Origin of the sequence: Demequina sp. NBRC 110052, assembly GCF_002090075.1 — a bacterium.
Classification (GTDB): domain Bacteria; phylum Actinomycetota; class Actinomycetes; order Actinomycetales; family Demequinaceae; genus Demequina.
This window is the reverse complement of sequence record NZ_BBRI01000002.1, coordinates 285,792-309,180: the sequence shown is the minus strand read 5'-3', so window position 1 is coordinate 309,180 and position 23,389 is coordinate 285,792. Positions and strand designations below refer to the sequence as shown.

21 protein-coding genes and 4 tRNA genes are annotated in these 23,389 nt (G+C 70.0%); 20 read left to right on the top strand and 5 right to left on the bottom strand.

All coding sequences use genetic code 11. The annotated features are described in order from the left end of the window. Nucleotides 1-23: 23 nt before the first annotated feature. Both treZ and treY read right to left on the bottom strand, forming a co-directional pair. A complete protein-coding gene (treZ, locus tag B7K21_RS01465) occupies nt 24-1,793 on the bottom strand; it encodes a malto-oligosyltrehalose trehalohydrolase (RefSeq protein WP_084073158.1) in 1,770 nt (589 codons plus the stop codon). Beyond that, the gene (gene treY, locus B7K21_RS01460; protein ID WP_084073157.1) at nt 1,790-4,303 is read right to left on the bottom strand and encodes a malto-oligosyltrehalose synthase; all 2,514 of its coding nucleotides are present in this window, start codon (nt 4,301-4,303) and stop codon (nt 1,790-1,792) included. The genes treZ and treY overlap by 4 nt, the downstream gene beginning before the upstream one ends. Nucleotides 4,304-4,484: 181 nt before the next feature. On the opposite strand from treY, the gene B7K21_RS01455 reads away from it, so the two are divergent. From B7K21_RS01455 to B7K21_RS01435, 5 genes are all read left to right on the top strand, one after another. After that, the gene (locus B7K21_RS01455) at nt 4,485-5,840 is read left to right on the top strand and encodes a hypothetical protein (RefSeq protein ID WP_084073156.1); all 1,356 of its coding nucleotides are present in this window, start codon (nt 4,485-4,487) and stop codon (nt 5,838-5,840) included. Between the two features lie 140 nt (nt 5,841-5,980). Further along, complete coding sequence (locus tag B7K21_RS01450; RefSeq protein ID WP_084073155.1) at nt 5,981-6,577, top strand: DUF1684 domain-containing protein; 597 nt, start codon at nt 5,981-5,983, stop codon at nt 6,575-6,577. Between the two features lie 16 nt (nt 6,578-6,593). Then, complete coding sequence (locus tag B7K21_RS01445; RefSeq protein WP_084073154.1) at nt 6,594-7,565, top strand: Gfo/Idh/MocA family protein; 972 nt, start codon at nt 6,594-6,596, stop codon at nt 7,563-7,565. 53 nt (nt 7,566-7,618) lie between these two features. After that, on the top strand, nt 7,619-8,821 hold the full coding sequence (locus B7K21_RS01440; RefSeq protein WP_084073153.1) for a glycosyltransferase: 1,203 nt from the start codon (nt 7,619-7,621) through the stop codon (nt 8,819-8,821). A 56-nt stretch (nt 8,822-8,877) separates the two neighbouring features. Continuing rightward, the gene (locus B7K21_RS01435) at nt 8,878-9,885 is read left to right on the top strand and encodes a hypothetical protein (RefSeq protein WP_084073152.1); all 1,008 of its coding nucleotides are present in this window, start codon (nt 8,878-8,880) and stop codon (nt 9,883-9,885) included. Between the two features lie 50 nt (nt 9,886-9,935). Here B7K21_RS01435 and B7K21_RS01430 read toward each other — a convergent pair. From B7K21_RS01430 to B7K21_RS01420, 3 genes are all read right to left on the bottom strand, one after another. Continuing rightward, nucleotides 9,936-10,010, bottom strand: a tRNA-Val gene (locus B7K21_RS01430). Nucleotides 10,011-10,015: 5 nt separating this feature from the next. Then, nucleotides 10,016-10,086, bottom strand: a tRNA-Cys gene (locus B7K21_RS01425). A gap of 36 nt (nt 10,087-10,122) precedes the next feature. After that, nucleotides 10,123-10,195: transfer RNA gene (locus tag B7K21_RS01420), tRNA-Gly, on the bottom strand. A gap of 216 nt (nt 10,196-10,411) precedes the next feature. Between B7K21_RS01420 and B7K21_RS01415 the strand changes: the two genes are divergently transcribed. From B7K21_RS01415 to B7K21_RS01350, 15 genes are all read left to right on the top strand, one after another. Further along, the gene (locus tag B7K21_RS01415) at nt 10,412-11,434 is read left to right on the top strand and encodes a chorismate-binding protein (RefSeq protein ID WP_144016011.1); all 1,023 of its coding nucleotides are present in this window, start codon (nt 10,412-10,414) and stop codon (nt 11,432-11,434) included. Beyond that, nucleotides 11,431-12,303 (top strand): aminotransferase class IV, encoded by an 873-nt coding sequence (locus B7K21_RS01410; RefSeq protein ID WP_084073150.1) that lies wholly within the window; start codon nt 11,431-11,433, stop codon nt 12,301-12,303. Before B7K21_RS01415 ends, B7K21_RS01410 begins: the two co-directional genes overlap by 4 nt. Before the next feature lie 23 nt (nt 12,304-12,326). Next, a tRNA-Val gene (locus B7K21_RS01405) sits at nt 12,327-12,398 on the top strand. Between the two features lie 155 nt (nt 12,399-12,553). After that, nucleotides 12,554-14,098, top strand: a complete 1,545-nt coding sequence (locus B7K21_RS01400; RefSeq protein WP_084073149.1) for a deoxyguanosinetriphosphate triphosphohydrolase family protein — start codon at nt 12,554-12,556, stop codon at nt 14,096-14,098. Nucleotides 14,099-14,190: 92 nt separating this feature from the next. Continuing rightward, complete coding sequence (locus B7K21_RS12535; protein WP_159448372.1) at nt 14,191-14,349, top strand: hypothetical protein; 159 nt, start codon at nt 14,191-14,193, stop codon at nt 14,347-14,349. Nucleotides 14,350-14,481: 132 nt separating this feature from the next. Next, on the top strand, nt 14,482-16,473 hold the full coding sequence (thrS, locus tag B7K21_RS01395) for a threonine--tRNA ligase (RefSeq protein WP_084073148.1): 1,992 nt from the start codon (nt 14,482-14,484) through the stop codon (nt 16,471-16,473). 3 nt (nt 16,474-16,476) lie between these two features. After that, nucleotides 16,477-17,028, top strand: coding sequence for an HIT domain-containing protein (locus B7K21_RS01390; protein ID WP_084073147.1), 552 nt, complete (start codon nt 16,477-16,479; stop codon nt 17,026-17,028). Between the two features lie 31 nt (nt 17,029-17,059). Then, on the top strand, nt 17,060-17,839 hold the full coding sequence (gene pgsA / locus B7K21_RS01385) for a phosphatidylinositol phosphate synthase (RefSeq protein ID WP_084073146.1): 780 nt from the start codon (nt 17,060-17,062) through the stop codon (nt 17,837-17,839). Further along, entirely contained in the window at nt 17,836-18,729 is an 894-nt protein-coding gene (locus B7K21_RS01380; RefSeq protein ID WP_084073145.1) for a phosphatidylinositol mannoside acyltransferase, read from the top strand. The genes pgsA and B7K21_RS01380 overlap by 4 nt, the downstream gene beginning before the upstream one ends. After that, a complete protein-coding gene (locus B7K21_RS01375) occupies nt 18,730-19,884 on the top strand; it encodes a glycosyltransferase family 4 protein (RefSeq protein ID WP_084073144.1) in 1,155 nt (384 codons plus the stop codon). Further along, the gene (gene pdxS, locus B7K21_RS01370; RefSeq protein ID WP_084073143.1) at nt 19,881-20,783 is read left to right on the top strand and encodes a pyridoxal 5'-phosphate synthase lyase subunit PdxS; all 903 of its coding nucleotides are present in this window, start codon (nt 19,881-19,883) and stop codon (nt 20,781-20,783) included. The genes B7K21_RS01375 and pdxS overlap by 4 nt, the downstream gene beginning before the upstream one ends. After that, nucleotides 20,773-21,327: an NUDIX hydrolase gene (locus tag B7K21_RS01365; protein WP_159448371.1), complete on the top strand. Its 555-nt coding sequence runs from the start codon at nt 20,773-20,775 to the stop codon at nt 21,325-21,327. The genes pdxS and B7K21_RS01365 overlap by 11 nt, the downstream gene beginning before the upstream one ends. Then, the gene (gene pdxT, locus B7K21_RS01360) at nt 21,324-21,911 is read left to right on the top strand and encodes a pyridoxal 5'-phosphate synthase glutaminase subunit PdxT (RefSeq protein WP_234989127.1); all 588 of its coding nucleotides are present in this window, start codon (nt 21,324-21,326) and stop codon (nt 21,909-21,911) included. Before B7K21_RS01365 ends, pdxT begins: the two co-directional genes overlap by 4 nt. A gap of 52 nt (nt 21,912-21,963) precedes the next feature. Then, nucleotides 21,964-22,563: a hypothetical protein gene (locus B7K21_RS01355; protein ID WP_084073141.1), complete on the top strand. Its 600-nt coding sequence runs from the start codon at nt 21,964-21,966 to the stop codon at nt 22,561-22,563. 68 nt (nt 22,564-22,631) lie between these two features. Further along, complete coding sequence (locus B7K21_RS01350) at nt 22,632-23,387, top strand: YebC/PmpR family DNA-binding transcriptional regulator (protein ID WP_084073140.1); 756 nt, start codon at nt 22,632-22,634, stop codon at nt 23,385-23,387. Nucleotides 23,388-23,389: the final 2 nt, after the last annotated feature.

Genomic DNA, 23,389 nt, shown 5'->3' with positions numbered 1-23,389 from the left:
GCCCGGCCGACGCGTCGGCCGGCTCAGGCGTCCGCCGCTGCATCCTCGGCGGCGACTATCGCCACCGAGTCCGGTGCGAGCGTGAAGCCCCCGTCGTGGAACGCCGCCTCGCCGAACACCGCGAGCGCCGAGCCCTGGTGGCGCGACGGCTCGCCCGACAGGTTCGCATGCACGAGCACGGGGCCGTGGAGCGTCACCTGCCGTGGCAGCGTCTCCGTCACGCTCACAGGGTGACGTGCCCATGCGTCGGGCTCGAGCGTGTGGGGGCGCGCGGCCATGAGGTGGGCGACCCACGCCTCGAGCTTCGCGGCCAGGGGACCCGCCGCAGCCACGCCGGACCCGAGCTTGGAGCGCAGGAACGTCTGGCGGTCCTGCGGGTCGGGCACGTCGACGTCGCCGCCGTAGAGGTCCTCCCAGCCATGCCCGGCGAACTCGCTCATGCGGCCCTTCGAGACTGCGGAGCCGAGGGGCTCGTCGTGATCCGTGAAGAACATGAAGGGCCGGGTCTCGCCGTACTCCTCGCCCATGAACAGCATCGGCGTGAAGGGCGACAGCAGGATGAACGCGAGCGACGCCGCCTGCGCGCCCGGGGAGAGCCGCGACGCGGGGCGATCGCCGAGGGCCCGATTGCCGACCTGGTCGTGATTGGACGCGAAGACGACGAACCGGTCGCGCGCCACTCCGTCCGGCACGGGCGCGCCCCAGTTCTCGCCGCGGAACGTCGAGAACGAGCCATCGTGGACGAAGACCTCGCGGTACGCCTTGTCGAGGGTCTCGAGCGAGCCGAAGTCGCAGTAGTAGCCGTGGCGTTCGCCGGTGAGGTACGCGTGCAGCGCGTGGTGGACGTCGTCCGCCCACTGCGCGGTCATGCCCTTGCCGCCCTGGTCGGTCGGCTGGACCATGCTCGCGTCGTTGAGGTCGGACTCCGCCACGAGGGACAGCGGCCTGCCGAGCCGCTCGGACAGTGCCGCGGTGGCGTCCGAGAGCTCCGCGAGGACGTGTCGCGCGGAATCGTCGACGAGTGCGTGTACCGCGTCGAGCCGCAGGCAGTCCACGTGGAAGTCCTCGAACCACCGAAGTGCATTGTCGACGATGAAGCCTCGTGCGCCGACGGCGTCCTCCTGGTCGAGGTTGACGGCCCATCCCCACGGCGTCTCGTGCGCGTCGGTGAAGTACGGGCCGAACTGCGCGAGGTAGTTGCCGTCGGGTCCCAGGTGGTTGTACACGACGTCCAGGCACACGGCGAGTCCGTGCGCGTGCGCACGGTCCACGAACGACTGGAGCGCCGCTGGCCCACCATAGGACTGATGGACGGCGTAGATTGCGACCCCGTCGTAGCCCCAGCCGCGCTCGCCGGGGAACGCGGCGACGGGCATCAGCTCGAGCATCTCGATGCCGCGAGAGGCAAGGTCGGCGAGCTGCCGGTCGTCGATCGCGTCCAGGGTGCCGCGGGGCGTGAAGGTGCCGATGTGCAGCTCGTAGGTGACCGCGCCCCGTGCGTCGCGCCCGGCCCAGGCAGCGTCGTTCCACTCGTGCCGTGAGGCGTCGAAGGCGCGCGAGAAGCCGTGCACCCCGCGGGGCTGCCACGGGCTGCGAGGGTCAGGGAAGGGACCGTTCCCGTCCACGACGTACGCGTAGTCGGTCCCGTGCTCGAGGCGCGGACCGACCCACCATCCGTCCTCGGTGCGCTCCATCGACGCCACATCCGGCTCGGAATCGTGCGGAGCCATGGGAGGGCGCACATGGATCTCGACCGAGTGGGCTGTCGGTGCCCAGACCTTCGCCGCGCTCATGCGGGCACCAGGAGCGCGACGGGGTGCGACTTGAGCAACGTGGCGAGGTGCACCGTGCCTCCCTCGTGGTCCGCACGTCCGATCAGGTCATGCCACCGTCCCTCGGGAAGCTGCACCGTGGTCTCGCCCCAGCCGCCCAGGTGCTCCAGCTCGAGCGCGACACGCGTGGCGACCGTGATGACCCGCGGTACGTCGGCGACAGTGCGTGCGAAGACCACGGCGTGCCCCGAGGACGAGGGCAACGCCTGGTATCCCGCATCGGGCCCCACCATCGCATCGGCGTGGTCCCGACGCGCCCGCAGCGCGCTCGCGGTGACGAGCAGTTTCTCGTCGGCGAGCGTGCGGGCCCGCCCGCCCTTGTCGAGACGCGCGAGCGCCTCCTCCCGGGCGTCGTAGTCGACGGGGCGCCTGTTGTCGGGGTCGACGAGCGACGGCGCGAGCGTCTCGTTGCCCTGATACACGTCGGGAACGCCTGGCATGGTGAGCTGGATGAGCTTCTGGCCGAGCACCGCGGCGCGCACGCCCTCGACGGTGTCGTGGTGCCAGCGCGCGAGCAGCGCCCTGATCGTCTCGTCACCGTGGGTGGCCCACGCGAAGCCCTGGACTGCGTCCTCATACTCCTCGTTGACCGAGGTCCACGTGGTGTGGGTCTTCGCCTCGCGCATGGCCTTCGTGAGGTACCCCGAGAGGCGCTCCCACTCCATCGGCCCGTCCTCGTCGCCCGTGCCGACGAGGATCTGCCACCACAGGTTCTCCATGCGACCGTCAAGCTGCTGCGGTCGCATAGAGGTGCTGGCCTCGCGGAGTGCCGCGACGAGTGCGTCCCAGTCGTCGGGAACCTCGCTGAGGATGCCGAGCCGAGCGCGGACGTCCTCGGAGCGCTTGGTGTCGTGCGTGGTCAGGGTGGTCATCGCGTGCGGGAACGTGAGCTGCTGCTCGCCGGCCCAGGCGTGGAAGCCGGCTGGCGGCATCGCGAAGCGGGCCGCGGGCGAGCCCACCTCGCACAGCGGAAGCAGGTGAGTCCAGCGGTAGTACGCGGTGTCCTCGACGCCCTTGGCCATCACCGCGCCGCACGCCTGCTGGAAGCGGGTGATCAGCTCGGCGCGCGTCGCGTCCTCGGTGCGGCCCGCGGAGCCGACCTCGCGCCCCTTGAGCAGGTCGACCACGACGTCGAGCGTCTCGTGGCGCTCTGGGTCGAGCAGCGCCCGGGCCTTGTCCGCAGCGTGGTCGATCGCGTCAAGCGACATCGGCTTGGGCTGCACGCCCGGCACTACGTAGGCGCGATACCGCTCGAACGCGACGAGCAGCCTGCGCAGGCAGTCGTACAGGGCTCGCCAGGTATGGTCGCGCAGGCGCACGTCCGCAGTGCAGACGCGATGCGCGAGGTTGGTGAGGCGGTGGACCTCGCTCGACAGCGACTCACGGACGATCTCACGCTTCGCGTCCTGAATCAGCTGGGGGAGCGAGCCGAGCGCGTCGCCGGTGAGGCGGTAGAGGGTGCCCGCGAGCGGGGCCGCGCCCGCGGGGTCGCGAAGCAGAGCGCCGACGCGCCACATCGCGTCGTAGCCCGTGGTGCCGGCGGTCTTCCACGAGGTGGGGAGCGTCTCCTCGTCCTCGAGGATCTTCTCCACGACGATCCATGCGCCGTCGGTGGCCTCCGAGAGTCGCTCGATGTAGCCCGCGGGGTTCGCGAGGCCGTCTGGGTGGTCGATGCGCAGGCCCGCGAGGGTGCCGTCCTTCACCAGGTCGACGATCACTCGATGCGTCGCGTCGAAGACGTCCGCGTCCTCGACGCGGACGGCCACGAGCGAGCCGACGTCGAAGAACCGGCGGTAGTTGAGCTCCTCGTTGCCCACCCGCCAGTACGCGAGGCGGTAGTTCTGCTCGCCGACGAGCGACGCCATCGGCAGGTTCTCGGTGCCGGTCTTCACGGGGAACACGTGCTCGTAGTAGCGGAGCACCGGCACTTCGCCCTGGTCCTCGAAGCCTGGCACGACCATGCGGTCGAGAGTGAGCTGCTCGGAACTGAGGATCGAGCCGAGCCGCTCTCCGAGGACGGGCATGAGCACGGGGTCACCGCTGTCCCAGTCGACGTCGAACCAATGCGCGAACGGGGAATCTGCGCCCTCTGCGAGCACCGACCACAGCGCGCGATTGTGGTACGCGGGAGTCGGGACGGCCATGTGATTGGGCACAAGGTCCGCGACGAGACCGATGCCGCGCTCGCCCGCGCGCCATGCGAGGTCCCGGAGACCCTCTTCGCCGCCGAGCACGTCGGCGATCCGGGAGTGGTCGACGACGTCGTAGAAGTGGGTGGATCCAGGGGCCGCGGTGAGGATCGGAGAGAGGTACAGGTGGCTGACGCCCAGGCTCGCGAAGTAGTCGAGGCGAGCGGCGGCGTCGGCGAAGGCGAAGTCCTCCGTCAGCTGAAGCCTGTAGGTCGAGGTCGGCACGGGCGCGTCTGCCCGGTGACCCAGTCTCTTGGTCCGTGTCTGCGGTGCGTCTGCCATGGATGAATACCCCGTCGTCGATGCGTAGTCATCATGTCAGAACTCGGTCACGGGAGTGTTTCTTCCCTGGCAAGACCGGGCAAAGGCCTGAAGGGACGCCACGGCAGCGGTGCGGTGGGAGCCGTGCCGCGGGAGTAGTGTCGGGCGAGACGGCAATGCTGCCGTGACCGAGGGGACGTGCATGACTAGCGAGTGGTGGCGGGATCAGGGGCTGACGGAGAGAGCGTACGGCGCTGAGGAGGTGTTCTTCTCGACGACGGACAGGCGCGGCGTCATCGAGTCGGTCAACTCGACCTTCGTGCGGCTGTCGCGCTTCGCCGCCGTGGAACTGCTTGGCCAGCCACACAACATCATTCGGCATCCTGCGATGCCGGGTGGTGCGTTCCGCATCATGTGGGACCGGCTGCTGAGCGGCCAGTCGATGGTGGCGTACGTGGTCAACAAAGCGAAGGACGACGCCTACTACCGCACGTTCTCCACCGTCACGCCGCTCGGCGACGGGTTCCTGTCAGTACGGTCTGCGGCCATGCGGCCTGACCTCTGGGGTCCGGTCGAAGCGGCATATGAGGAGACCAGGCGACGTGAGCTCCGCTGGCGGGACGAAGGCCTGTCGCGCGCTGAGGCGGCGAGACTCGGCGCGGACGACCTGCAGGCGCGTCTGTCAGCTCTCGGGTTCGACACCTACGACGACGTGATCCGCACCCTGCTGCCCGCCGAAGTCGAGGCGCGCCGCGCCGCCGCCCCGCCGCACCCACCAGTGACTGACCCGGCCGATCCCTTGCATGCCCTGGTGTCCGCGATCCGCGACGTCGACGCCGCGCTGGACGCGCTGCTCGCACGCTACTCGACCGCAGCGCAGATGGCTGAGGAGCTGGCCGCAGGACGCGACAGGCTCGAGGCGGGGATCGTAGAGCTCGTGGCCGCGGCAGGGGCCGCAGCCGCGGCAGCCGCGACGGCAGACGGAGCCGCACCAGCGCTCGCGACCTCGGCGCGCGGCGCGGTGTCACTGGCGGAGGCGGTGTCTGACGACGTGGCTCCACTCGGGGCCGTCCTTGCCCAGGTGCGCACCGCCGTGCTCGATCTGCGTGCGGGGCTCGCGCTCTCGGTGCTCCACGCCGACATGTGCATGATCTTCGCGGGAGAGGTGCACTCCGGCGAGGCAGTGGGGGATCCCGCACGGAGCGTGCAGGAACTCGCGCGAGCGCTCGCGGAGTCGGTGACCTCAGCCGAGCGAATGATCACGTACGCGTCACGCGGCCTCGAGGCCGCAGCGGAGAGAGTCGAAGCCGCCGACGGGCGCCTGCGCGAGTTCCAGAGACTTCTCGCAGGGTGGCGCAACCTCGTAGTGAGGGCAGGCCTGTCTGAGGCGCTCGGCCCTCGGCTGGGCCCGATCGATGCGAGGCTCAACGGCGGTCTGACGGAGATGGCGCGGCTCGCGGCGCTCGCGAAGGACTGTCGGGCGATGGCTGCACCCGTCGACACCCGCGAGGCCGCTGAAGCGGTCGCACGGCTGTCCGCGACCGCCTCAGCACTGTAGAGGCCTCGCGCGCCGCATTCCTCGCGTGATCGGAGCGCTGGCAGGCCGCGTCGACGCATGCGGCGCATCCCAAGGGCTTGCAAGGATGTCCGCCGTACCGCTCGGGGAATCCCGCGGCGTGCGGCACGGTTGCGCCTGGCATGGACGCATGGGACATCAGGGACTGGCGCTCGCGGATAGCGGAGCTGTACGCGAGCGTGCGCGCCGAACCCGACCCGAGCGTCGGGCATGCGCGGTGGGCGGAGGAGCGCGACCGACTGCTGCGAACCCACCCCGCCTCGCCGGTGCCTCCCGCGGCGCGGTCAACCTTCGCTTCCGTGGTGGCGCCGTACGATCTCGCGATGCGCTTCGAGGTGCCCGTGGAGCCCTGCCCGGGCGAGCGGCGCGAAGTCCCGACGGCGTCCGACGGCGTGGTGCCATTCGAGCGCATCGGGCGCGTCCAGCTCGGTGACCTCGGTTCGCTCGACGTGTGGTGGCTCGACAGCTACGGCGGCGGCATCTTCGTCCCACTGAGGGACGCGAGCCCACGCAGCTACGGCGGGGGAAGGTACGTGCTCGACACCGTCAAGGGCGCCGACCTCGGCGGCGACGCCGGTCGGCTGATCGTCGACCTCAACTTCGCCTACCAGCCCTCGTGCGCGTACTCGAGCGACTGGGTGTGCCCGCTGCCAGGGCCAGGCAACACTCTGGCGGTGCCCGTCGAGGTGGGGGAGAGCCACACCGCATCTGCGGCATGACGGGCAGGATGGAGCCATGAGACTCGCGCTGATCGGCTCGGGAATGATCGTCAGGGAACTCCTCTCGATCGTCCCTGAGATCCCCGGAATGGACGTCATCGCCATCCAAGGACGTGAGTCGTCCCGCGACCGGGTCTCCGCCCTCGCCCAGGAGCACCATGTCTCCCGCGTCTACGCGGACCTCGACGAATGCCTGAACGACCCCGACATCGATGTGGTGTACATCGGGCTGCCCAACGATCTGCACTTCGAGGTGGCAAGGGCCGCGCTCGCGGCAGGCAAGCACGTGATCTGCGAGAAGCCGATCGTGCCCACCGTCGCCGAGTTCGACTCGCTGATCGCGCTCGCACGGGAGCGCGGGCTCATCCTTGTGGAGGCCATCACGACGCAGCACCTCGCGGCGTTCCGTACCGTGGCGTCCCGATTGCCCGAGCTGGGCAGGATCCGGCTCGTCGAATCCGTGTACACGCAGCGCTCGTCGCGTTACGACGCGTTCCGAGACGGAGCCATGCCGCCCGCATTCGACCCCGCTCGGGGCGGGGGAGCGCTGATGGACCTCGGCATCTACACGCTCCATGGCATCGTCGGCGTGCTCGGGGCGCCCTTGCGCGTCGACTATCGCGCCACGCTCGAGCGCGGATCTGACACGAGCGGCGTGGTCACCCTCGAATACGCCGACGCCCTAGGCATCGGTATCTGCGCGAAGGACGCCGACGGCCCGTCGCGCACCGTCGTGCACGGAGACGAGGGCTGGATCGAGATGCACGGCGCCCCGAACTCCGGCGGTCCCATCACCATGCACCTGCGAGGGCGCGACCCGGAGCGCCTCGATCCCACCGTCCATCCGCACCGCATGGTCGAGGAGATGCGCGAGTTCACCCGCATCATCGACGCGCATGATCTCGACGCGAGAGACCGGCTCCTTGCGCACAGCCGCACCGTGGTGGCGGCGCTCGAGCGCGCACGGAACGACCAGCGGCCGGCATGAGCCTGCGCGCGCCGGCCGCGTGCGCGGTCGCGAGCGGGCGATAGGGTCGGCGCGTGGGAGATCGACGACCTTCGTCCGCCGCCGCGCCGCGGGTGACAGTGCTCGCCTCCACGTATCCGCGATGGCAGGGCGACTCGGTGCCCGCCTTCGTCCACTCCTACGCGGTCCACCTCCACGAGCTGGGATGGGATGTACGCGTTTTGGCGCCCCACCACGCCGGAGCCGCGCGCAGCGAGCGGATCGACGGGATCGAGGTGGAGCGCTTCCGCTACTGGTGGCCGGCCACGGGCGAGAACATCGCATACGGGCAGTACCGAGGCGGCGCCCTCGGCCCGATCAAGGGCGCCGCATATACGCTCGCACAGGTCTTCTCGACGCTGCGGCTCGCGCGGCGCTCCGACGTCGTCAACGCCCACTGGCTGATCCCGCAGGGCTTCGCATCCGCGGTCGCATGCGCTATCGCACGTAAGCCCCTCGTCGTGACGGTGCACGGCTCAGACGTCTTCACCCTCACTGGTCGCTTCAGCTCCGCGTTGAAGCGGTGGACCCTGGGACGCGCGCGAACCGTCGTCGTCAACAGTTCCGCGACTCTCGCCGCGTGCGAGGCGCTGCGCTCGCGATCCTACGAACTGCTGCCCATGGGGTCATTGCTGACCCCGGCGCCGACACGCCAGGATGCGGTACCGGACGTCCCCCTCGCGCTCGTGTTCGTGGGACGCCTCGCCGACGGCAAGGGTGTCGACGATGCCATCCGGGGCGTCGCGCTCGCCCGTGACCGAGGAGTGGACTGCTCGCTGCGAGTCGTGGGCGACGGGCCCCTGCGCGCCTCATGGGAGGAACTCGCGCACGACAGCGGGCTCGCCGGTCATGTGGTGTTCGAAGGCTGGGTGGATCCATCAGCGGTGCCAGCGGCGCTCGCCGCTGCCGATGCGCTGATCGCGCCGTCTGTACGAGCCGCGAGCGGCGCGCAGGAGGCGTTCGGGCTTGTCTTCGTCGAGGCCGCGCTTGCGGGCCTGCCGGCGATCGGCACTCGGTGCGGGGGCATCCCCGACGTGGTGGTCGACGGCGAGACGGGCCTGCTCGTGGACGAGCGCGCGCCCGAGCAGATCGCGGACGCGATCGCGGAGCTCGCACGTGATCCGGGCCGGACGCGACGGCTGGGCCTCGCTGCCCGCGCACGCGCGGAGCAGGAGTTCACGTGGGACGCGCTCGCCCCGCGCCATGCGGCCGTGCTCAGCCGCGCCGCAGGCATGTGACACACGCCTCCAGGCCTGACCCAAAGCCAGGCGTCGCCTCGTCTAGGGTGGTCGGCGTGTCGAGCACCGACGAACCGCCTGCAGAAGGCCCCGCGGCCACCCCGGCGCGCGAGCAGGGACGCTCCGCGCGAGGCAGGGCACTGCGATGGACGTTCTACGCGGCTACCGCCGTCGCCTTCGGATGGTTCGCGTGGAAGGTCGAATGGTCGCAACTCGACGGCGTTTCCGTGCGGTGGGGGTGGGTCGCGGCTGCCACCGTCGTGGGCGTCCTGTTCTGCTATGTGGGTGCCTTCACGTGGCGTGTCGTGCTCGTGGGCCTCGGCGCGCGCGAGTTGCCGCCGTTCCGCACCCTTGCGGACGTGCATGCGAAGGCGTGGCTCGCGCGGTACATCCCTGGCACGCTCCCGTGGATCGCGGGAAAGGTGTATCTGGCCGCGCAGCTGGGGATTGCGCGCTCGCGGCTTGCGGTGTCTGCGCTCGTGGAGGCGGCGGCGCAGGTAGTCGCCGCCGGTACGGTCTCGCTGCTGCTGCTGGCGGTAGATCCGCGCATCGGCGAGATCTCGCCGACGCTGCGCGTGGCGGTCGCCATCGGTGCGCTGGTCGGGCTTGGCGCGATGACGCCCGCGGTCTTCAACCGCATCCTCAGGCTTGGTTTCCGACTGCTCCGTAGGGGAGCGCCGGACCCGGTGGACTGGCCGCTGGTGGGCCGCTCGCTGGCGCTGTACTCCGGTGGTGCGGTCGTCTCAGGTGCATCGTTCGCGCTACTCGTGTTCGCCTTGGCGCCCGAGGCGTGGGCGGGGGACCTTCTGTTCCTCACGGGGGCTTACGGCTTCGCGGGCGTGGTGGGCATGCTCACGCCGCTGGTGCCGAGCGGCCTGGGCACGAAGGACGCGACGCTCCTCGTGCTGCTCCTGATCATCGTGCCGGCGCCGACGGCGGCGCTCGTGGTGCTGGTGAGCCGCGTGTGGTCCGCCGCGGTCGACGTCCTGTTCTGGGCCGTCGCGGTGAGTTCTGAGCGACTGCGGCGCATTCGCGAGGAGCGCGCCAGCGCGGACCCCGCCTGAGGCGCTGAAAAGGCGAGACCCCCGGAGGATCTCCGGGGGTCTGACGTGCATGGTGGGCGATACTGGGATCGAACCAGTGACCTCTTCCGTGTCAGGGAAGCGCGCTACCGCTGCGCCAATCGCCCATGCGAGGTGGGTACGGGATTCGAACCCGTGTATACGGCTTTGCAGGCCGCTGCCTCGCCTCTCGGCCAACCCACCGTGGTTACCAACACCAGGTTGGCATTCGAACCTACGAGCGGACGACGGGACTCGAACCCGCGACCCTCACCTTGGCAAGGTGATGCTCTACCAACTGAGCCACGTCCGCGTGTCTGGGGCTTGCCTTGGCTTGCCCTGACAGGAAAGAGACTCTAGCCGAAACTTCGAGGCAACACCAAATCGCCTCGGCACTGCGTGTCGTGTCGTGCTCGCGCCGTGCAGGCGGCCTGCTCGGTAGGTTTGTCGCGTGGAATGGCGGGTGCATCCGAGGCGTGCGGGGGAGGCCGCATTCAGGGGCGTCCGCGCTCGGAGTCCGGTCGAGCACGTGGATGTGCTGACCCAGGGTGAGCGGCTCGCCGAGGGCGGCTTCTGGGTCCTCGTGGGCACGTTCGAGGGTCGGATCGACGCGTGGCGGTTCGAAGATGTGTGTTTCGGTTCCGCCGTGCCGGAGACGCCCGACGCGTCGGGCGCCTGGGTGGGGCCCGCGCCGGGGTCGTGGGTCAGCTCGCTCGACCGCTCGGCGTACATGGCGGGCGTCGAGGCGATTCGCGCTGACGTTCGTGAAGGCGACGTCTACCAGGTCAATCTCTGTAGGGTGCTGAGCGCGCCGCTGCTGGCGTCGCAGGGCGGCCCTGACGCGGTGGCGCTGTCGCAGGTGCTCGCCACGGGCAATCCCGCGAGATATGCGTCGCGCATCGCGATCCCCGCCAGCGACGCGATGCCGGGCTGCTGGATCGTCTCCGCGTCGCCCGAGCTGTATCTCGCGGTGGAGGGAGATGTCATCCGGTCCTCGCCCATCAAGGGCACGGCGGCTCCAGGGGTGCCGATGCTCGCGAAGGACGTCGCGGAGAATGTGATGATCACCGACCTGGTGCGCAACGATCTCGCCCACGTCGCCGAGCCGGGCACGATCGCCGTGCCGGAGCTGCTCGGAGAGCACGTCCACCCCGGGCTCGTGCACCTGCAGTCGACGGTCCAGGCGACGCTGGCGCCGTCGCATGAGTGGACCGCGGTGATGTGGCGGGATCTGCTCGCGGGCACGTTCCCTCCAGGGTCGGTCTCGGGCGCGCCGAAGTCGTCGGCGTTGCGCATCATCGCGCGGGAGGAGACGGCGCCGCGGGGCCCCTACTGCGGCGCGATCGGATGGATCGACGCCGACGCGCGGCGAGCCGAGCTGGCGGTCGGGATCCGCACGTTCTGGTGGGAGCCCGACCAGGGCGGCGTGCTGCGGTTCGGCACGGGCGCAGGCATCACGTGGGGTTCCGACCCCGCCGGCGAGTGGGCGGAGACCGAACTGAAGGCGCGTCGGTTGATCGGCCTCGCCTCGACCGACACAATGACCTCATGAACGTGTCGGTGTGGGTCGATGGCGCCCTCGTCGACGCCGACACCCCTGCTATCTCGCCGCTCGATCACGGCGTGACCGTCGGGGACGGCGTCTTCGAGACTCTTGAGGCGCGCGATGGCGTGCCTTTCGCGCTCGAGCGGCACCTCCGGCGGCTCGAGTACTCCGCGGATCGTATGGGGCTCGCGCCTGTGGATCTCTCGGCCGTGCGCGCCGGCGTGGACGCCGTGCGAGGTGTTGTCGGCGACGGGATCACGCGTGTGCGCATCACCGTGACTTCAGGCGGCGGACCGCTCAGCTCGGTCAGGGGGCCCGGCCCGCAGACCGTGGTCGTCGTGGGCTCGGACGGTCCCGCGCCCGAGCGTTGCCGGGCGGTGCGTTCCCCGTGGCGCCGCAATGAGCGCTCCGCGATCGCTGGCGTGAAGTCCACTTCGTACGCCGAGAACGCCGTGATGGCCGCGTACGCAGCGCAGCGCGGCGCCGACGAGGCGATCATGGCCAACACTCTCGGGCATCTTTGCGAGGGCACGGGCACCAACGTGTTCGTCGAGAGGCAGGGTGAGATCGTCACCCCGCCGCTCGCGTCCGGATGCCTCGCAGGTATCACCCGCGGGCTCGCGCTCGAGTGGGGAGCGGGCGCGGGCATGCCCGTTCGGGTCGCCGCGCCCGGCGAACTCGACATGAGCGTGCTCGACGAGGCGATCGCGGGCGACGCGCACCTCGCCGTCACCTCGTCGACCAGGGGAGTGCAGCACATCGAACGAATCGACGGCACCGACCTTGCCCCAGGGCCATTGCTGACACGGCTCGCCGCGCTCTACGAGCGGCGCGCGGACGCAGATCACGACCCTGTGCCGCCGAGGTCCAGATAGCCGCTATAGTGGAACCCGCTCAAGGGCGATTGGCGCAGGGGTAGCGCGCTTCCTTCACACGGAAGAGGTCACTGGTTCGATCCCAGTATCGCCCACCGACACCACAGGCCCCCGGGGACTCCCCCGGGGGCCTGTGTGCGTCCAGGGCCCGCAACGCATGCCTGACGCTCGTGCCAGGGTGTGTGCCCGTCTGTGCCGAGCCGCCGCGTCGGGCTGGTGCCCCGAGCCCGAGCCTCGCTACGGTGGCGCCATGACAGACGCCCCCGCACGTGACCCGCGCGTCGCCCGCCGCGTCCACGAGGACCTCGACGAGTTCCAGCGTCTGGAGCGCCGACCTGAGTACCGGGTGGACCTGGAGCGCATTCGGTTCTCTCCGTACTTCTCGCGGCTCTCCGCCGTCACGCAGGTCATCTCCCAGTCAGGGGCGGGTCTGTCGGTGCACAATCGGCTCACTCACTCCATCAAGGTCGCGGCGGTGGGCCGCGGCATCGCTGTGTCGATCGCCGCGGACGCGGGGGAGAGAGGGCGGATCGCTGCGGAGCTCGGAGGCGCCGACGCGGTGGTCGTGCAGGCGGCCGCGAGCGCGCACGACCTCGGCCACCCGCCCTTCGGGCATCTCGGAGAGCGCACGCTCGACCGCCTCGCCCGGGAGAGATTCGGACTCGAGGAGGGCTTCGAGGGCAATGCGCAGACGTTCCGCATCCTCACGCGACTTGACGAGTACGACCGTGCGGGCGCGGGCCTCAACCTCACGGCGTCGGTGCGGGCCGCCGTGCTGAAGTACCCGTGGATGCGAGCCGAAGGGGAGCGCTGGGCGGGCGGACCCGTGCGGCCGCGAGGCCTGACTCCGCGCCGCTCGGGCGAGGGCGCCTCGAAGTTCTCGGCCTACGTGCTGGACGCGCACAGCCTGCTAGCGGCACGTTCGGCATTCCCTGCGATCGCGCCCCTGCAGCAGACGGTCGAGTGCGCGATCATGGACATCGCGGACGACATCGCGTACTCGCTGCACGACCTCGACGACTTCTACCGCGCCGATCTGCTTAACCAGGCGGCGGTGTCGGCGGAGTTCCGCACGTGGACGCGTGACCGTGCGGCGCTCGCGGCAGCGCCCCATGAGGACCTGGTGCGCGCGCGTCGCACGCCTGGTCACGGGCTCGAGCTGCTGCGGCGGCGCCTCATCTCGAAGGACCCGTGGATCGCGAGCGACGAGGCATTCGGCGAGTCCGTGGAGCGTGTGGCGGCTCAGGTGGTCGACGGGCTGCTGTCGACGCCGTACGACGGCTCTCTCGCCGCCGACCGGTCGCTCGCCGTGTTCATGGCGACCTGGATCTCGCGCCTGCAGAGCTCGGTGCGCGTCCTCCGCGAGCCGGACGTGCGCTCAGGGCACGTCGCGCTCGAGGCCGCCGCATGGCACGACGTGGCGGTCCTGAAGTTCCTGCAGGAACGTTTCGTGCTGCACCGCCCCGATCTCGCCGTGTACCAGCGGGGTCAGGCGAGCGTGATCGACCAGCTCGTCACGAGCTTCACCGCATGGCTCGAGGATGATGACGATGTGCGCCGGGCGCCCCGACGCCTGCTCGATCTCGTGGACCTCGCCGGAGCGGACTATGCGGATGTGGCCCGCGAGAGCCCGGAGCTTCTCGGCGAGCGTGACGGCGCTTCCCTGAGGCGCCTTGCGCAGGGCCGAGGGATCATCGACTACGTGGCGTCGCTTACCGACGCGCAGGCGATGCAGCTCTCGGCGCTGATCTCGGGTGGCTCGGAACGCCTGTGGGACGCGGGCCAGGGGCTCTGACGGCTGCGAACGCGCTGGTAGATCGCGCGTGGGGAATCCCTACCGTGGTGCATCGGTTGACGAAGGTGCATCAACCGAGAAGGGAGAGGCACATGGATACCGAGCAGTTCAAGGACAAGGCCAAGGACGCTCTGCCCGACGACGAGACCGTCGAGAACGCCGCGGAGAAGGTCCGCGAGAACACTCCCGACGAGGTCGACGTGAACGTCGCCAAGGCCGAGCAGTGGACGAAGGACCACAACAAGGACTGATCCACCGGCTCCGACGCGGCGCCTCCCCTCGCGGGTGGGCGCCGCGCGGCATGTCCGGGGAGGGGCGGGCTCCCGTCGCGGCCCGGTAGCATCGTGACGTCACCCGACGAACGACCCTCAAGGAGCATCTTCGTGTCCAGCCTCATCGCGACCATCGACGGCGACGAGCGAGAGCTCACCGCCGGGACGACGGGGTCGGACCTCTATGGCGAGCGCCGCGATGTCGTCGCGATGCGCGTCGACGGAAGCCTGTGGGATCTGCACCGCGAGGTGCCGTCGGGAGCGTCCGTCGAGGCGGTCCCGGTGGACAGCGAAGACGGGCTCAACATCCTGCGCCACTCGACCACCCACGTTCTCGCGCAGGCGGTCCAGCAGGTGCGACCTGACGCCAAGCTCGGCATCGGTCCTTTCATCACCGACGGCTTCTACTACGACTTCGACGTCGCCGAGCCGTTCACCCCCGAGGACCTCAAGGCGCTCGAGAAGGCGATGCAGCGCATCGTCAAGGAGGGCCAGGCGTTCCGGCGCCGCGAGGTCACCAAGGAGGAGGCGCTCGCCGAGCTCGCGCACGAGCCGTACAAGTGCGAGCTCATCAACCAGGATGCCGGCGATGCCGAGGGCGCCTCGGTCGAGATCGGCGAAGGCGACATCACCATCTACGACAACGTGCGCAGGAACGGCGAGGTGGCGTGGAAGGACCTGTGCCGCGGGCCGCACGTGCCGTCCACGAAGGTGCTCGGCAACGGATGGTCGCTCATGCGCTCCGCGGCCGCCTACTGGAAGGGCAACCAGGCCAACCCGCAGCTCCAGCGCGTCTACGGCACCGCGTGGCCCACCAAGGATGAGCTCGTCGCCTACAAGGAGCGGCTCGCCGAAGCCGAGCGTCGCGACCACCGTCGCCTGGGCGCCGAGCTGGACCTGTTCTCGTTCCCCGACCAGATCGGCTCGGGCCTCGCGGTCTTCCACCCCAAGGGCGGAATCATCCGTCACGAGATGGAGGAGTACTCGCGCCAGCGCCACATCGAGGCGGGCTACGAGTTCGTGTACTCGCCCCACGCGACCAAGGGTCAGCTGTTCGAGACCTCGGGCCACCTCGACTGGTACGCAGACGGCATGTACCCCCCGATGCACCTCGACGAGGAGCGGGACGCGGACGGCAACGTCACCAAGCAGGGGCAGGACTACTACCTCAAGCCCATGAACTGCCCGATGCACAACCTGATCTTCGACGCACGCGGGCGCTCGTACCGCGAGCTGCCGCTGCGCCTGTTCGAGTTCGGCACCGTGTACCGCTACGAGAAGTCGGGCGTCGTGCATGGCCTCACCCGCGCGCGCGGCTTCACCCAGGACGACGCGCACATCTACTGCACGCGCGAGCAGATGAAGGACGAGCTCACGAGCCTGCTCACCTTCGTGCTCGACCTGCTCAAGGACTACGGCCTCGAGGACTTCTACCTCGAGCTGTCCACCAAGAACCCAGACAAGTTCGTCGGCTCCGACGAGGTGTGGGACGAGGCGACGGAGACCCTTCGCGAGGTGGCCGTGGAGTCGGGACTCGAGCTGGTGCCGGATCCGGGCGGAGCCGCCTTCTACGGCCCCAAGATCTCCGTGCAGACGCGCGACGCGATCGGTCGCTCGTGGCAGATGTCGACCATCCAGCTCGACTTCAACCTCCCTGAGCGGTTCGAGCTCGAGTACATGGCGGCCGACGGCACACGTCAGCGTCCGGTGATGATCCACCGCGCGCTGTTCGGCTCGATCGAACGCTTCTTCGCGATCCTCACCGAGCACTACGCTGGCGCATTCCCCGTGTGGCTCGCGCCCGTCCAGGTGCGCGGGATACCGGTCGCCGAGCCCTTCAACGATTACTTGGCGGACGTCGTCGCTCAGCTACGCGCGCAGGGCGTGCGCGCCGAGCTCGACGTCTCCGATGAGCGGTTCCCCAAGAAGATCCGCACCGCCTCCAAGGAGAAGGTGCCGTTCGTGCTGATCGCGGGTGGCGAGGACGCCGAGGCGGGCGCCGTGTCGTTCCGCTACCGCGATGGCAGCCAGGACAACCAGATCCCCGTCGCCGACGCGGTGAAGCGCATCGTCGAGGCGATCGGGACGCGGGCGCAGGTCTGAGACATGGCTGACGTGGTGGACTCGGAGCTCATGGGAGGCGAGCCCGACGGGCTCGAGCGCCTGTGGACGCCCCACCGCATGGCGTACGTGGGCGACGCGGCGAAGCGCGAGCGGTTCTCCGATGAACGACAGTGCCCGTTCTGCAGCAAGGTGGACGAGGACGACCGCGACGGACTGGTCGTGCACCGCGGCGAGCACGTGTACGCGGTCCTGAACCTGTATCCGTACAACCCCGGCCACCTCATGCTGTGCCCGTACCGCCACGTCGGCCTGTACACCGAGGCCACGCCCGACGAGCGGGCGGAGATCGGCGAGCTCACTGCGGCGGCGATGGAGGTGCTCACCGAGGTGAGCGGCACGCAGGGCTTCAACATCGGCATGAACCAGGGCGTGGTCGGCGGGGCCGGCATCGCCGAGCACCTGCACCAGCACGTCGTCCCGCGCTGGACCGGCGACGCGAACTTCCTGCCGATCATCGGACGGACCAAGGCGCTGCCCCAGCTCCTTGATGACACGTGGCGACGCGTGAGCGAGGCGTGGGCGGCGCGCGGCTGACGCGTGCGCCCGGATATTCGAGAGGCGAGAGATGTTCTCCAACTTGCGGCCGCTGATGGCCGCGATCTGGCAGGCCCCCGCGAAGGGGCTACTGCGCGCAGGCGTGCACCCGAACGCAGTGACGATTGTCGGGACCATCGGCGTCGTCTTCGGCGCGACCTTCTTCTTCCCGAGGGGAGGCATCTGGCTGTTTTGGGGCGTCATGTTCATCACGTTCTTCGTGGTGACGGACATGCTCGATGGCACGATGGCGCGCCTCTCGGGCAAGACCTCGCGCCTCGGGGCATTCCTCGACTCGACGCTCGACCGCATCGCCGACGCGGCCATCTTCGGCGCGCTCGTGTGGACGTTCCGTGACGACACGTGGACCGCGCTCGGCGCCCTGCTGTGCCTCACGATCGGGGCAGTGGTGCCCTACGCGCGCGCCAAGGCCGAGAGCCTCGGCATCGACGCTGCCGTAGGCATTGCTGAACGATCCGACCGCCTGGTGATCGGCCTGACGGCGACGGGAATCGTCGGCCTGGGCGTGCCCCTTGGCGTGCTCACCTGGACGCTGTGGCTGCTCGCACTCGCGGCTGCGATCACGGTGGGCCAGCGCACGTGGCGCGTCGTCGTGGCTAACCGCGCGGACCTGGACCTCGAGCGCGACCACCACCGCGACTCCGAGGACTACTCGCACCACCCATCGGACGCGCCCGGCCACCCGCATGAGGCGCAGGCAGGCGAGGCGGCCGACGCGGGGGTCGAGGGCGCCGCTGACAGCGCCGACGCGGGGGCTGAGGGCGGGAACCCCGAGCAGTCCGGGCGATGAGCCTCTTCCTCGCGGCGTGGCGCGCCTCGCGGGTCCTGCCGACGCCTGTGGTGCGGTTCGCCGCATGGGCGGTCGCCGACGCCGCCTGGGTGGCGAAGGCGCGACCCGTCGTGCGGCTCGAGGAGAACCTGCACCGCGTCACGGGTGCGAGCGGTCGCGAGTTGCGGCGCCTGTCGCGTCGCGGCATGGCGTCGACCGCGCGGTACTACGCGGAGATCCTCGAGATGCGACGCATCGATGGCGACGCGATCGACGCACGCGTGAGGCTCGAGCACTACGAGCGCGTGAGCGAGGTGCTGGCAGAGGACCGCGCGGCGGTCGCCGTGCTCGGCCACAGCGGCAACTGGGATCTCGTCGGAGCCTACGCCTGCCGCAACATCATTCCTGTGACCGCGGTCGCGGAGCGGCTCAAGCCGGACGAGGTGTTCGACGAGTTCGTCGCGCTGCGCGCCGGCCACGGGCTGCGCATCCTCGGGCACGACGGCGGCTCGACGTTCCGCCAGCTGATCCGGCTCGGCCGTGCGGAGCGCACCCTGCTGTGCCTGGTCGCCGACCGCGATCTCTCAGGCTCGGGCATCGAGGTCCAGATGTGGGGTCATCGCGTCAAGGTCGCGCCCGGGCCGGCGGCGCTGGCGGCGGCGATCGGACGACCGATCCTCCCTGTCCACGTCCGGTACGAGCGACTGCGCGGCGCGCGGCGCCGGGCGGCCCGTTCCCGCTGGGGTACGGTGCTCTCGTTCGGGCCGCCGGTCGACCCGGTCGAGTTCGAGGGGGAGTCCCGGGTGGAGGACATGACGCGCGCGTGGGCTTCTGTGCTCGGCGAGCGCATCGCGGCCCATCCCGAGGACTGGCACATGCTGCAGCGATTCGGCTGGATCGAGGAGGGCTGAATGCGCATCGGCATCGTGTGCCCCTATTCGCTCGATCGGCCCGGCGGCGTCCAATTGCACGTCACGGATCTCGCGGAAGCGCTCATGGAGCGCGGGCACTATGTGTCCGTGCTCGCGCCGTCGGCTCCCAACACGCCCGTCCCGGGCTACGTCTACTCCACCGGGCGGTCCATCCCGGTGCCGTACAACGGCTCCACCGCGCGGCTGTCCTTCGGGCTGATCACGGCGGTGCGGGTGAGGCGGTGGCTGCGTGAGGGGCGCTTCGACGTGGTGCACATCCACGAGCCGGGCGCACCGAGCATCTCCGTGATCGCCATGTGGGCGCGTCTGGGCCCGACCGTCGCGACCTTCCACACGTCCAACGACGACTCGGCGCTGATGCGCATCGGCAAGCCGTTCATCAAGCCAGGCTACGAGGAGCTCGACGCACGCATCGCCGTCTCGCCGTCCGCCGCGCGCACCATCAGCGAGCACCTGCGCGTCGAGGCGACGCACATCATCCCGAACGGGGTCGACACGAGCACCTTCGTCGCCGCCGTGCCGCGCGATCACTGGCGTGGCACCGAGGGCGCGCCGACCATCGGGATCCTGGGGCGCATGGATGAGCCGCGCAAGGGGCTCGAGACGTTCCTGGAGTCGATGCCGGCGGTGAGGCGCTCACATCCCGGCGCGAGGTTTCTCGTGGCCGGCCGCTACTCCGAGCGCACTGCGGAGAAGGTGCGGCGCGCGGGCGCCGAGCACATCGGCGCGCTCGACGAGGCGGACAAGGAGCGCTTCATGTCCTCGCTCGACGTGTACGTGGCTCCGAACAGCGGCGGCGAGAGCTTCGGCATCGTGCTCGTCGAGGCGATGGCGGCGGGTGCCGCGGTGGTGGCGAGCGACCTCGTGGCGTTCCGCGACGTCTCGGCGACCCCTGACGGCGACCTTGCGACGCGGCTGTTCCCGGTGGGCGACGCCGAGGGACTTGCGAGCACGCTCACGGCCCTGCTCGACGATCCTTCCGCGCGACGGGAGCTCGCGGCGCGCGGGCAGCGGCACGCTGGCACCTTCGACTGGCTCCAGGTCGCTCCGCGCGTCGAGGAGACGTACATGGACGCGATTAGACTGATCCAGGAACTCAGCCCCCGTCCCGTGAAGAAGGAAGAGAGCGCATGACCGAGCCCACGCACACCCCCCAGGTCGGCACCGACCTCGTCAAGCGCGGCATGGCCGACATGCTCAAGGGCGGGGTGATCATGGACGTGGTGACGCCCGAGCAGGCGAAGATCGCCGAGGACGCGGGAGCGGTCGCTGTCATGGCGCTCGAGCGCGTGCCCGCGGACATCCGTGCCCAGGGCGGCGTGTCGCGCATGAGCGACCCTGACATGATCCAGGGCATCATCGACACGGTCTCGATCCCGGTCATGGCGAAGGCGCGCATCGGGCACTTCGTCGAGGCGCAGGTGCTCGAGAGCCTCGGCGTGGACTACATCGACGAGTCCGAGGTCCTCACGCCTGCCGACTACACGCACCACATCGACAAGTGGAACTTCACGGTGCCGTTCGTATGCGGTGCCACCAACCTGGGCGAGGCGCTGCGCCGCATCTCCGAGGGCGCCGCCATGATCCGCTCCAAGGGAGAGGCAGGCACGGGCGACGTCTCGAACGCCACGACCCACATGCGCAGGATCCGCGCGGAGATCAAGGCGCTGACCGCGATGCCGGAGGACGAGCTGTACGTCGCGGCCAAGGAGCTGCAGGCGCCGCTGCCACTCGTGCAGGAGATCGCGAGGACGGGCAAGCTGCCCGTCGTGCTCTTCACCGCGGGCGGCATCGCGACCCCGGCGGACGCGGCGATGATGATGCAGCTGGGAGCCGAGGGCGTGTTCGTCGGCTCCGGCATCTTCAAGTCCGGCGACCCCGCGGCCCGTGCCAAGGCGATCGTCAAGGCGACCACGTTCTACGACGACCCGTCGGTCATCGCGGACGTGTCGCGCGGCCTGGGCGAGGCGATGGTGGGCATCAACGTCGAGGAGGAGCCCGAGCCGCACCGCCTCGCTGAGCGTGGCTGGTAGGCGCACCGAACCCCTCGAGGGCCACTCGCGCGGCGAGGATGGCCGGTTCAAGCGCGTGGGAGCCCGGGTGCTGCTCGTCGACAGGTCCGGAGTCGAGCCGCGACTCCTCATGATGCGCGGGCACGACCCGCACGAGCCGACGCGCTCCTTCTGGTTCACGCCAGGCGGCGGGCGCGAGGGCGGGGAGACGGCTCGCGCCGCGGCGGTCCGCGAGCTTGCCGAGGAGACGGGCTTCGTGCTCGAGGAGCACGAGCTGATGGGACCGGTCTGGGTGCGCACGGCGGTGTTCGACTTCGCGTCGATGCCGTACTCGCAGACCGAGGACATCTTCGTCGCGTCCCTCGCGGACGCCGAGCGGCGTGACAGAGCGGACGCGGCCTGGACGCCGCAGGAGCAGGAGGCGCTCGACGAGCTGGCGTGGATGTCGCGGGGCGAGCTCGTCGCCGACGGACGCGAGGTGTTTCCTGCGACGCTGCTGGACGACTGGTCGGTGTTCCTCGAATGGGACGGAGCGACCGTGCACATGGGAGAGGTGGACGAGTGACCCGCATCGGGATCCTGGCGTTGCAGGGAGACGTCGTGGAGCACGAGCGCGCTCTCGCGCGCGTCGGGGCCGAGACGGTGCGTGTGCGCCGCGCTGACGAACTCGACACTGTGGACGGTCTCGTGATCCCGGGCGGTGAGTCGACCACGATCGACAAGCTGCTGCGCATCTTCGCGCTGTTCGACCCGCTCAAGGCGCGCCTCGACGACGGGCTGCCGGTGCTGGGCACGTGCGCAGGGATGATCATGCTCGCGACGGACATCATCGGCGCGATCGACGGTCAGCGCTCGCTCGGAGCGATCCCGATGACGGTGAGGCGCAATGCCTTCGGGCGTCAGGTGGACTCGTCCGAGGCTGAGCTGACGTGGCTGCCGGACGGCTCGACGATGCACGCGACGTTCATTCGTGCGCCGTGGGTCGAGGAGTGTGCGGCAGAGGTCGAGGTGCTGGCCGTCGACGAGTCGCACGGCAGTCATCCAGTGGCGGTGAGGTACCGCCACGCGATCGCCACGAGCTTCCACCCGGAGATCTCACGGGACGACCGCGTGCACGCGCTCCTGGTCGACGCCGCCACCGCGCGCTGAACGCAGCGGCGAGCCCCTGGACCTGCGCACCCGCGGGGTCCACGATGGTCGCATGCGCCTCTACGCAGATCAGTCCAGCCGCCGGGCTCGCCAGATCGTCGCGGACGCCACAGCCGTCGCGCTGATGGTGGCAGCCGTGTGGTTCGCGGCGGGCGTCGGTGCGTGGCTGGCCGAGTTCGCCCAGGCGGGGGTTGAGGTCCAGGACGCAGGCACCTCGTTCACCGGCATCATGACCGACGTGGCCGACCAGGCCGCGCGCATCGTGATCGTCGGTGACGGTCTCGCCGAGCCGTTCGCGCGCGCCGCTGGAATCGGCGGGGACGTCCACGACGCGGGCGTCGTCGTCGAGGACGGTGCCCGCACCGCCGCCGCGTGGGGGCCGTGGCTCGTGGCGGTGCCGACGGTGCTCGCGACCGTAGTCACGTGGATCCTGACGCGCGGCCGGTTCGTCCGGCGCAGGCGTGAGGCAGAGGCGTTGGCGACCACCGCGTCGGGCCTGGACGCGCTCGCCCTGCGTGCACTGGCCCACGCCGACGCTGCGGCGCTTCCCGCGGGCGCCGCGCGGGGGTGGCGAGAGGGCGATCCCGACGCGGTGCGCGCCTTGGCCGCGGCCGAGCTGGCACGCTGCGGCATCGCGAGCGAGCGCGTGTGACGGGCTGGCCGTCCGTGGACGCGCACTAGGATGGTGGGGATTCCAGACCACCGACACCGAGGAGCATCGTGTCCGGGCACTCCAAGTGGGCGACCACCAAGCACAAGAAGGCGGTCATCGACGCCAAGCGCGGCAAGCTGTTCGCCAAGCTGATCAAGAACATCGAGGTCGCGGCGCGCACCGGCGGTGGCGACCCCGCCGGCAACCCGACGCTGTTCGACGCGATCCAGAAGGCCAAGAAGTCCTCGGTCCCGAACGACAACATCGACCGCGCCGTCAAGCGCGGTTCGGGCGACGAGGCCGGTGGCGCGCAGTACGAGACGATCATGTACGAGGGCTACGGGCCCAACGGCGTCGCGATGCTGATCGAGTGCCTCACGGACAATCGCAACCGTGCCGCCATGGAGGTGCGCACGGCTCTGACGCGCAACAACGGCACGCTCGCAGACCCGGGTTCGGTCGCGTACCTGTTCTCGCGCAAGGGCCAGGTCATCGTCCCCACGACGGGCACCGACGAAGACGCTCTCATGGAGGCGACGCTCGAGGCGGGCGCCGAGGAGATCGAGAACGTCGGTGAGGTCTTCGAGATCATCTCGGAGGCAACCGATGTGGTCGCGGTGCGTACCGCGCTTCAGGACGCGGGCATCGACTACGACTCGGCCGAGGCCGTGTGGATGCCGTCGATGAAGGTCGAGCTCGACGTCGACGGTGCGCGCAAGATGCTCCGTCTGATCGACGCGCTCGAGGACTGCGACGACGTCCAGAACGTGTACGCCAACATGGACGCCTCCGACGAGGTGCTCGAGGCCGCGGCAGCTGAGTAGTT

Coding starts and splice junctions, on each gene's coding strand:
- treZ (WP_084073158.1), bottom strand. CDS start 1,793: ATGAGCGCGGCGAAGGTCTGGGCACCGACAGCCCACTCGGTCGAGATC.
- B7K21_RS01410 (WP_084073150.1), top strand. CDS start 11,431: ATGAACGTGTCGGTGTGGGTCGATGGCGCCCTCGTCGACGCCGACACC.
- B7K21_RS01355 (WP_084073141.1), top strand. CDS start 21,964: ATGCGCCTCTACGCAGATCAGTCCAGCCGCCGGGCTCGCCAGATCGTC.
- B7K21_RS01375 (WP_084073144.1), top strand. CDS start 18,730: ATGCGCATCGGCATCGTGTGCCCCTATTCGCTCGATCGGCCCGGCGGC.
- B7K21_RS01445 (WP_084073154.1), top strand. CDS start 6,594: ATGAGACTCGCGCTGATCGGCTCGGGAATGATCGTCAGGGAACTCCTC.
- B7K21_RS01400 (WP_084073149.1), top strand. CDS start 12,554: ATGACAGACGCCCCCGCACGTGACCCGCGCGTCGCCCGCCGCGTCCAC.
- B7K21_RS12535 (WP_159448372.1), top strand. CDS start 14,191: ATGGATACCGAGCAGTTCAAGGACAAGGCCAAGGACGCTCTGCCCGAC.
- pgsA (WP_084073146.1), top strand. CDS start 17,060: ATGTTCTCCAACTTGCGGCCGCTGATGGCCGCGATCTGGCAGGCCCCC.
- pdxS (WP_084073143.1), top strand. CDS start 19,881: ATGACCGAGCCCACGCACACCCCCCAGGTCGGCACCGACCTCGTCAAG.
- treY (WP_084073157.1), bottom strand. CDS start 4,303: ATGGCAGACGCACCGCAGACACGGACCAAGAGACTGGGTCACCGGGCA.
- B7K21_RS01380 (WP_084073145.1), top strand. CDS start 17,836: ATGAGCCTCTTCCTCGCGGCGTGGCGCGCCTCGCGGGTCCTGCCGACG.
- B7K21_RS01455 (WP_084073156.1), top strand. CDS start 4,485: ATGACTAGCGAGTGGTGGCGGGATCAGGGGCTGACGGAGAGAGCGTAC.
- B7K21_RS01390 (WP_084073147.1), top strand. CDS start 16,477: ATGGCTGACGTGGTGGACTCGGAGCTCATGGGAGGCGAGCCCGACGGG.
- B7K21_RS01450 (WP_084073155.1), top strand. CDS start 5,981: ATGGACGCATGGGACATCAGGGACTGGCGCTCGCGGATAGCGGAGCTG.